Below are 8,234 nucleotides of genomic sequence, written 5' to 3'. Positions count from 1 at the left end.
GAGACGCGCGGAGTTAAATCACTGATTTGCCCGACGGCGAAAGCGGAATGTTTTTTGCGTGAGGGCTGGACAGACTTTTGGGTGATTTGCCCGTCGGGTTGATTTGTCGCATGCAAGGTAGCCACATCGTCATTGCGAGCGCAGCGAAGCAATCCATAGCGCCGCTTGTGGAGACGTGGATTGCTTCGCTGCGCTCGCAATGACGCCGGTGGCCATGCGCGCGAAAGGCGGTGGGTTACGCTTCGCTAACCCACCCTACGAAGCTGCGCTTTGCCCACCCTACGGCGTCATCGGCCCATGAGTTGGTCGGCGAAATAGCCGATGGTCTTGCGGTACACGACCGCTCTGTTCCATTCGCGCATCGCTTCGAAATTGGCGCTGCCTTCCTCGTAAGATGCGCCCATCTTGAAGCCGTTGGTGTGCAGGAGGTTCGCGGTGGAGGCGAGCACGTCGGGCACGCTATGGCGGAGATCGACATGGCCGTTGCCGTCGAAGTCGACGCCGTATTTGATGTAGGACGACGGCAGGAATTGGGTCTGGCCGATCTCGCCGGCATAGGCGCCGATCATGTCGTTGAGGCGGAGATCGCCGCGCTGCACGATCTGCAGCGCCGAGAGCAGTTCGTTCTGGAACAGCTCGGTGCGGCGGCAATCATGCGCGAGCGTGGCGAGCACGCGGAACACCGGCAGCTTGCCCATGTCGCCCTTGCCGAAATCGGTCTCCAATCCCCAGATCGCGACCAGGATCTGGCGCGGCACGCCGTACTTCTGTTCGATGCTCGCAAGCAGCGCCGCATGACGCTGTAGCATTGCGCGCCCCGTGTTGATCCGCCCGGGCCCGACGCGGGTCGCGACATATTGCTCAAAGCTCTTGCGGAACGTGCCACGCTGGCGCCGGTCGAAGGCAAGCACGCCCGCATCCTGCTGCACGCCATCGAGCCCCTGCGAGATCACGTTTTGCGAGATGCCGGCCGCGGCCGCTTCCTGCGAAATGCCGGCCATGAAAGCATGGAAGTCACCGCCGCAGCGGGCGGCATAGGCGGGGGCAGAGATGGAGGGAATGCCAAGGACGATTACAAGGACGACAACGCGGATGTAGCGCATGGTTCGGCATTTTCCTCCAAAAAAGATGGCGCGTAACCGCACCGATCGGGGTTCTAGCATCCTATGTGGCCCGCGGCGAGCGACCTTCCCGTGAGTCGCCGACACGACTTCTGATAGCATTTTTTATGGAGATCGCTTACGTTAGGGACATATTACTTTAAGCTGATTTTTGGAGATAAGGATGAGCAACTCAGATTCTCAAAATAATTCCCCTGCGAGCAATCCGCTGTCACAATTTCTCACGCCGGAAGCGATGTTGACGCCGGGCGTCGCGGGTGCACTGACGATGATGATCACGAATGCACTGACCGTGAATTTCTCGATGCCACGCGCGTGGGTCGGTCTCAGCCTGAGCTTTGTGTTTGGATTGCTTGTCCTGGTGACAACGCGAAATCTGCTCCAGAAGGCCGTGTTCTATGTGCTCAACTCGCTGGTTATCTTCTGCGTGGCTGCTGGCGCAAACGGCCTCGGGGCGGGAGCCTCACAACGCGTCAGCCTGTCCCTGACAACAACGGCCTTCGCTCAAGACATAACTTCCTCCCAAAAGCAGCAGACGCTGGAATATTGCTCGAATCTATCCGCCGCTGTTGCGGAGGCCCAAAAGGCCAATCAGCCGCCGGACAAAATTCTGGAACTCATCAAGCCGTGCCAGACCGTCAGCAAGGATATCTTAAGGAGCGGCATAGCTGGTGGAGCAAATAGCGTAACCCAGCCCACGGGCAGATTCTTCTCCCCGTGGAAATTCTAGCAAGTGCACGGTTGGCCGGTCAGGAGGCGGCGTTCTTCGGCGAACGCCTTTAACGCGAGATCATGCCTGCGAAACTCACCTCCGTCAAAATGCCAACGAGACCTTTTGCCGCGCGGCTTGGCGCGCGCGGTTGGCGTTTCCTCGGCGTACTACGGCACCTTACGCGCCCGTGCACGTTTGAGCGGTCGCGCGAACCGCGTTATACGGATGCGGCGCGGCTCGGTGTTGCCCTTCATTGCGGAGGCGGCTTATGAGATCAATCACCCGTCGTTTCTTCCTGTCGCTGGCGGCTGCCGTTAGTCCGGCAGCGGCAATGGCCCATCATGGTTGGGGCGGTTACGACACCTCCAAGGCGTTCACCGTCACCGGCGAAATCCTGAAATCTGCATTCCAGAATCCGCACTGCGAGATCGAGATGGAGGTTGGCGGCAAGCACTGGCACTTCGTGCTGGCGCCGCCCTCGCGCATGCAAAATCGCGGAATCACGCCGGACCTTATCGCGCCGGGCAAGACCTGCACCGTGTTCGGCTATCCCCACACCAGCAATCCGGACGAGGCCCGGATCGAATACATCATTCTCGACGGCAAACGCTTCGAATTGCGGTAGGCCAGCGTGGAGCAGCATCCGGCCCCGCCGATCTTCCTGGCCTTGCAGGAAAGCGCGCTCGGGCATCTGATGCGCAACTCACCCGCGCTTTATCCCGCGGTCGAGATCCTGCACATCCTCGGCTTCGTTGTGCTGGTGGGATCGATCCTGGCCCTCGATGTCAGGTTGCTCGGCTTGGGACGCGCGATTCCGATCCAGCCGATGGCACAATTGCTGCTGCCTTTGTCACGCGTCGGTTTTCTTCTCGCGATCGGTATGGGTTTCCTGCTGTTCAGCGCCGACGCGGCGCATGTGGTGCGCAATCCTGCGTTCCAGGCCAAGCTGTTTCTGATCGTGGCCGCGCTGGTCAATGTCGTGATCGCGCATTCCGGCCCGTGGCGACAAGTTTCGCTCTGGGGAGGCGAAGCGTCCGGTGGCGCAAAGGTCACAGCGCTGCTGTCGCTTGTACTGTGGATCGGCGCCGTCTGCGCCGGGCGTCTTATAGCGTATTTTTGACAGGCTTCGCCCCATGGATCGCATCCGCCTTGCCATTTTCACAATCCTCCTCACCCTCTGCGCCGCGCCTGATATCGCGAGCTCCGACGAAGCTGAGGCCTGGACCGCGCTGCGCGCAGGCCGGCATGTTGCCCTGATGCGGCATGCCGATGCGCCGGGTGGCGCAGGCGACCCGCCCGGGTTCAGGATTGATGACTGCGGCACGCAGCGCAATCTCAGCAGCAAAGGCCGCGCGGACGCCGCAAGGATCGGTGCGCGGCTCAGGTCGGAAGGGATTGCGGTCGAGAAAATCCTCTCTTCGCCCTGGTGCCGCTGCATTGACACTGCAACGCTGCTGGAACTGGGGCCGATCGAAGTCGAGCCCGCATTCGGCAACGTGGTGGTGCTCAGCGATCAAACTGCAGCTCTGACCGCCGGGGCACGCGCGGTCATCGACAAATGGACCGGGAGCGGAATCCTGCTTGTCGTGACGCATGGCGCAAATATTCGGGCACTCACGGGTGTTTCGCCGGCGAGCGGCGAGATTGTCGTGGTCCGAAGCGAGGGTGGCGGCAGCAAGCCCGTGGGTCGCCTTATTCTCGATTGACGCATCGTGGATGCGCCAAGCGCGCGATCGGGCCCGACTTAGGAACGAAGCTGGAGCCATGCCGGTTATGAGTCAGAACCGGGCTCCGGCTTTTCAATTCGCCGGTTTGTCGGCTGAGCCGCCGTCCCTGTCGCCTGGAAAATGCGATAGGATTTCGTCATGAGCGACATGCAGGAAGAGGCGCCCTCGCCGCGCCAGTCTCTTGTTTTCCGAGCGCCGCTATTTCGGCTGCTTGCGATCAATCTCGCCGTCGGTGTCTTGGTTGCGGTGTTGTTGGTCGGCGGCCTGCTGCTGCTCAATCCCGGCCACCTGCGTGACTTGATCCTGGCCGATGACAGCCCTGGCGTTGCGCTCGGGCTGCTCTTGTTCGGCTTCATCGTCACGCTGGGCTCGAGCGCGATGGGCACGGCGATCATGGCGATGGGACAGCAGCAGACCGACGGCGGCCCGCGACGCGGGCGCGGCCAACTCGTGGCGCAGACGGTCGCCGCCATGGCGCCAACCCAGGGCAAAGCGGCGTCCGGCAGCTAGAGCGCCGTAGCCCGGGTGGAGCGCCAGCGTAACCCGGGACCGCCGGTGAGTATTGACGCAGCCGTCCCGGGTTGCGCTTCGCTCCACCCGGGCTACCAGGCTTGCAGGATTAGCCTCGACTTCAATGCAGGTTGAACAGGTTCTTCACCAACTGCCCGGACATGATGTCCGCGAAGGACAATTTGATCTCCGGAGCGGCCGGCGGCGCCGGGCTGGCAGGCGCGACCGCGGGAGCCAGCGGTAATGGCGGCTGGACCGCCGCGACCTTCGGCGCCTGCCGTTTGACCACCTTCTTGGTCTTTTTCTCGATCTCGACCGCCGGCGGAGGCGGAGGCGCTTCGGCGACCGCGCGCACCGGCGGCGGTTCGATTGGCGGCACAGCTTCGGCCAGCGTCGGCGGCGGCACAATGGTGGGCAGGCTGGTGTCCATGACGACAAGTTCGGGTGGCCGCTCGAGCGAAGCAATCCGGATGGCCGGCCGCTCGATCGGCTCACCTGCCGCCTCGGTTAACGATTGTGGCACGCACCAGTCAGCGATGTACAACAACGCAAGAAGCGATGCGCCAACCCAGGCGATGTATCGTCCGACAGGCATAACCATCTCTCGTCACCATGCTGATGTGACGAGGAGCAAAGGCCGTAATTCCTGACGGTTGGTAACCGCGACGAGGTTTGCGGGGAAATATCGAAACGTGGTTACCGTCCCAACTGAGGACTCTGAAGAGTTAATCAGCGAGAGTTCACCTATCAGCGAGAGTCGCGCCGCAAGGCACGGAAGCAGCGTCAAGCCATCTCTGACGGCACGGCCACGCCGACCGCTGGCGGCGCGGCTTCACCCTCGGCCGGCGTGGCTTTGCCGGCGTCCGCGCTTACGCGCGGTGCATTGATCAGGCTTACCAGCGTGTAGCTGATAATGAGCAGCAGAAACCATGAGCCGAGCTTGTCGAAGGAGACCATCGCCGCTGCGCCATAAACAGTCCGAGGCGGTATTCACCGGCGATGAATCGGCGAAGCGGTGGCCAGATGGCGGCGGCGCTGATGTTGGGCTCGGGTATGCCGGCTCGCTGGGTCGGGCGGTGATGCATGGCTGCCGAAGCTGTCGGCATAACGCGGTCGAAAGTGGGCAAAGATTTGCAGATTTCGCTTAGCGCGGGGGAAGCTCACGTTCATTGCTGCAGGGCAGGCAGTCGCAGCAACGCCCGTTATTTTCTTTGACAGCGGTGCCCTGATCGACGACAAGCCGCCATGGCCAAGAAACCCGGGACCAATCCCAAAGGCGAGTTCGCCTTTTTCAATGTCTTCTATGAAGACGGCTCGCAACGCTCCAACCGGCGCGTGCCCGCCGAGTTGCTTGGCGGCCTCGACGGCGACGAACCGGCGCGCGGCTACATCCTCGAGCAGGACCGCGAGATCGCCGAGAAATCCGGCCGGCCGCCGCTCGCGATCAAGAAAATCGAGCGGGTCGGGGTGAAGAAGAAGTAGGCCGCCGCCCGTCGATCATCCCAATGACCTTACGAAGCAAGGTAATGCGGTGGGGATGATCGAGAACATTCGGATCGCTATTCCATAGAAAAGCAATCGTCGGCGTTCACCAGCGTCCGTTCCGCTTGTTCCAGGCGAACAGCACGTCCGCGAAGCGATCATAGGCAAACCGTGTCACCGGCAATATTGCGCGATTGCCGAGCAGCGTCGCGAGCCAGCCTTCGCCCGGAGTGAGCCGCCAGATCGCGATCGCGACGTCAGCGCCGACGATCAGGAGGCCGGCTTCGTCGGTCGCATGCAGGCGGCGGCGCACGTCATCGACGGACGCGCCGTAGCTTGCGAGCGCATCCGGTTGTTCGTTGATGTCCTTGAAGGAGATGGTGCCGGCGCGAACGGCGGCAAGAAGCTTGTTGCGTTGCCAGTCGATGCCGGCGTCGCAAACGGGGCAGCGCGTGTTGTACCAGACGGTGAGGCAAGTATGGGACATGGCGTTCAAAGAGCAGCTGTTTGTGCGTTAGTTTCTCAACTTGCCCGTAAGGAGAGCTCAAACGCGCGACAGCATCCGCACATCCTTGCCGGTGTGCCCATGGCAAACTCACGGTCGCACCTGCAGATCGATCCGGGAATCGGAGACATTAACCAAGGTTATCGCAGCCTTTGGTAGATTTATTCTACTAGCGAATGTTCCCTTTTTGTTCTAAAGTGCACATATGGCAGCTTCGACAGAGATCGAATGGACCGACGCGACGTGGAATCCTGTTACGGGTTGCACGAAGATCACGCGCGGGTGTGACTTCTGCTACGCTGAGCGGTTTGCTGAGCGATTTCGAGGCGTGCCGAGACACCCGTTCGAAGGTGGCTTTGACCTGCAGTTGCGGCCAGAACGGCTGCAACAGCCCTTAAGCTGGCGACAACCGCGACGTATCTTCGTTAACTCGATGAGCGACCTCTTCCACAAGGGCGTACCTAAAGCCTTCATCGATTCCGTGTTCGACACGATGGAAGCCGGCGATTGGCACACTTTTCAGGTTCTCACTAAGCGCAGTTCGTTGATGTCCCGATACCTTCGTGACCGGTACGGGGCCGGCGAGGCGCCCTCACACATCTGGCTGGGGGTGTCAGTTGAGGACGCGAAGAATACAGTCAGACTGAAACACCTTCGCGCCGCGCCAGCGTCAACGAAGTTTGTCTCATTCGAGCCGCTGCTCGGGTCGGTTGGTAGAATTGATCTTACGGGCATCCATTGGGCGATTGTCGGCGGCGAGAGTGGCCCACATGCTCGGCCAATGGCGGAAGAATGGGCAATCGAGATACGCGATCAGTGCCGAGCAGCTAAGGTTGCATTCTTCTTTAAGCAGTGGGGAGGTGTCAGACCTAAATCTGGCGGACGCCTGCTCCAAGGCCGAGAGTGGAATCAATATCCAGTAATTGCACAACGGATTCGTTTAGTCGCCGCGGAATGAAAGGGAGAAGTTGTGGCCGACCCATATTTTGGTCGCGAGCAAACGAGAGCCAAGCACTTCATTCTTAAGAGCTACCTTCAGGCTCTAGCTTTCAAGGTTTTGACCTTTTCGGATCTTACCTATGTCGACGGTTTCTCGGGACCTTGGGAGAGCAAGACCGAAAACTTCCGCGATTCCTCGTTCATGATCGCAATTGATGTACTTCGAGACGCACAACAACAAATTCTGCACCGGACAGGTATTCGGCGCCGTATTGGCTGCTTCTTTTCGGAAAAGGATTCAGACGCATATGCTCAGCTTGAGCAGGCTGTTGCCGAGTTTCACCAGCCGCAGGAATGTTTTGAAATCAAAACCTATGAAGGAAAATTCGAAGACGCCGTCTTGGACATCAGGTCCTTTGCAAGGACCTCTTTCCCGATCATCTTTATAGACCCCACAGGATGGACGGGCTACCCCTTCCACAAGATCAAGCCTCTTTTTTCACCGCCGAGATGCGAGGTACTGATCAACTTCATGTATGATTTTATCAATCGATTTGCATACAGTGCGGACACCGAAATCATCAATTCCATGGCGCCAATTCTGGGCGGCCAAAACTGGCCGGACCGCCTCGATCCTGATCTTCCCCGCGGCCTCGCTGTCGAAAAACTGTTTCGAGAAACTCTCAAGGCGTCAGGAGATTTCAAGTTTGTCGTTTCCACGAAGATCGACAAAGCGACAGCGGAAAGACCACACTTCTTTATCGTTTATGGAACGAAGAGTGCGGACGGTCTCAAGGTGTTTCGACAAACAGAATACGATGCGCTACGGAAGCACGCGAAAAACCGAGCCAACGCCATGGAAAAGCAACGAGAACAGCGACTGAACGTTGCTGACCTTTTTGCTGGCTATGAGGCCGAAATGCAGGAGGCCACGGTCGACGAAATCGTAGCGGAGCAAAAATCGCTAGCAACGAACCGTTTGATCGAGACGCTGGCCGCGCGTGGGCAGCTTGTATTCTCTGACGTTGCTAGCAAGCTGCTTGAGCAGTTCATGCTACGTGAAACCAATATCAAGGACATCTGTGTTGATCTTGCCAAGGCTGGAAGGATCGAAAACACTTGGGGTAGTGGCAATCGAAAACCCCGCGACCGCGACTTAATCATTCTCAGAACAAATTAGCCTCGATCAAACAAAAAACGGCGGGCTTTCGCCCGCCGTTCGTGGATGCCCGGGTCAA

Annotated in this window: 12 protein-coding genes; 8 read left to right on the top strand and 4 right to left on the bottom strand. The window is 59.4% G+C overall.

Annotated features, from left to right (window positions below; all coding sequences use genetic code 11):
* Positions 1 to 287: 287 nt before the first annotated feature.
* The gene (locus tag OZ411_RS39350) at positions 288 to 1,103 is read right to left on the bottom strand and encodes a lytic murein transglycosylase (RefSeq protein WP_282532247.1); all 816 of its coding nucleotides are present in this window, start codon (positions 1,101 to 1,103) and stop codon (positions 288 to 290) included.
* Between the two features lie 181 nt (positions 1,104 to 1,284).
* Here OZ411_RS39350 and OZ411_RS39345 point away from each other — a divergent pair, with 181 nt between their 5' ends.
* The 5 genes from OZ411_RS39345 to OZ411_RS39325 all read left to right on the top strand — a co-directional run bounded on the left by OZ411_RS39345 (position 1,285) and on the right by OZ411_RS39325 (position 4,070).
* Entirely contained in the window at positions 1,285 to 1,851 is a 567-nt protein-coding gene (locus tag OZ411_RS39345; protein WP_282532246.1) for a hypothetical protein, read from the top strand.
* 250 nt (positions 1,852 to 2,101) lie between these two features.
* A complete protein-coding gene (locus OZ411_RS39340) occupies positions 2,102 to 2,458 on the top strand; it encodes a DUF6152 family protein (protein ID WP_130583562.1) in 357 nt (118 codons plus the stop codon).
* Positions 2,459 to 2,464: 6 nt separating this feature from the next.
* Positions 2,465 to 2,953, top strand: a complete 489-nt coding sequence (locus OZ411_RS39335) for a hypothetical protein (RefSeq protein WP_130583561.1) — start codon at positions 2,465 to 2,467, stop codon at positions 2,951 to 2,953.
* Positions 2,954 to 2,966: 13 nt separating this feature from the next.
* Positions 2,967 to 3,539, top strand: a complete 573-nt coding sequence (locus tag OZ411_RS39330; RefSeq protein WP_130583560.1) for a histidine phosphatase family protein — start codon at positions 2,967 to 2,969, stop codon at positions 3,537 to 3,539.
* 168 nt (positions 3,540 to 3,707) lie between these two features.
* Positions 3,708 to 4,070 (top strand): hypothetical protein, encoded by a 363-nt coding sequence (locus tag OZ411_RS39325; RefSeq protein WP_245476769.1) that lies wholly within the window; start codon positions 3,708 to 3,710, stop codon positions 4,068 to 4,070.
* A 121-nt stretch (positions 4,071 to 4,191) separates the two neighbouring features.
* Here the strand turns inward: OZ411_RS39325 and OZ411_RS39320 are convergent, their stop codons facing one another.
* The gene (locus tag OZ411_RS39320) at positions 4,192 to 4,665 is read right to left on the bottom strand and encodes a hypothetical protein (RefSeq protein WP_282532245.1); all 474 of its coding nucleotides are present in this window, start codon (positions 4,663 to 4,665) and stop codon (positions 4,192 to 4,194) included.
* A 188-nt stretch (positions 4,666 to 4,853) separates the two neighbouring features.
* Positions 4,854 to 5,027 carry a hypothetical protein gene (locus OZ411_RS39315; protein WP_282532244.1) on the bottom strand — a complete coding sequence of 58 codons (174 nt, stop codon included), beginning with the start codon at positions 5,025 to 5,027 and terminating at the stop codon, positions 4,854 to 4,856.
* 288 nt (positions 5,028 to 5,315) lie between these two features.
* On the opposite strand from OZ411_RS39315, the gene OZ411_RS39310 reads away from it, so the two are divergent.
* The gene (locus OZ411_RS39310; protein WP_028168455.1) at positions 5,316 to 5,552 is read left to right on the top strand and encodes a hypothetical protein; all 237 of its coding nucleotides are present in this window, start codon (positions 5,316 to 5,318) and stop codon (positions 5,550 to 5,552) included.
* A gap of 106 nt (positions 5,553 to 5,658) precedes the next feature.
* Here the strand turns inward: OZ411_RS39310 and OZ411_RS39305 are convergent, their stop codons facing one another.
* Entirely contained in the window at positions 5,659 to 6,039 is a 381-nt protein-coding gene (locus OZ411_RS39305; protein WP_282532243.1) for a DCC1-like thiol-disulfide oxidoreductase family protein, read from the bottom strand.
* Between the two features lie 223 nt (positions 6,040 to 6,262).
* On the opposite strand from OZ411_RS39305, the gene OZ411_RS39300 reads away from it, so the two are divergent.
* Positions 6,263 to 7,015, top strand: coding sequence for a phage Gp37/Gp68 family protein (locus OZ411_RS39300; RefSeq protein WP_282532242.1), 753 nt, complete (start codon positions 6,263 to 6,265; stop codon positions 7,013 to 7,015).
* A gap of 12 nt (positions 7,016 to 7,027) precedes the next feature.
* Complete coding sequence (gene tcmP / locus OZ411_RS39295; protein WP_282532241.1) at positions 7,028 to 8,176, top strand: three-Cys-motif partner protein TcmP; 1,149 nt, start codon at positions 7,028 to 7,030, stop codon at positions 8,174 to 8,176.
* Positions 8,177 to 8,234: the final 58 nt, after the last annotated feature.

The organism is Bradyrhizobium sp. Arg237L, assembly GCF_029990105.1.
Classification (GTDB): Bacteria; Pseudomonadota; Alphaproteobacteria; order Rhizobiales; family Xanthobacteraceae; genus Bradyrhizobium.
The sequence above is the reverse complement of the archived record's forward strand: the minus strand, read 5'-3'. Positions and strand labels throughout refer to the sequence as shown.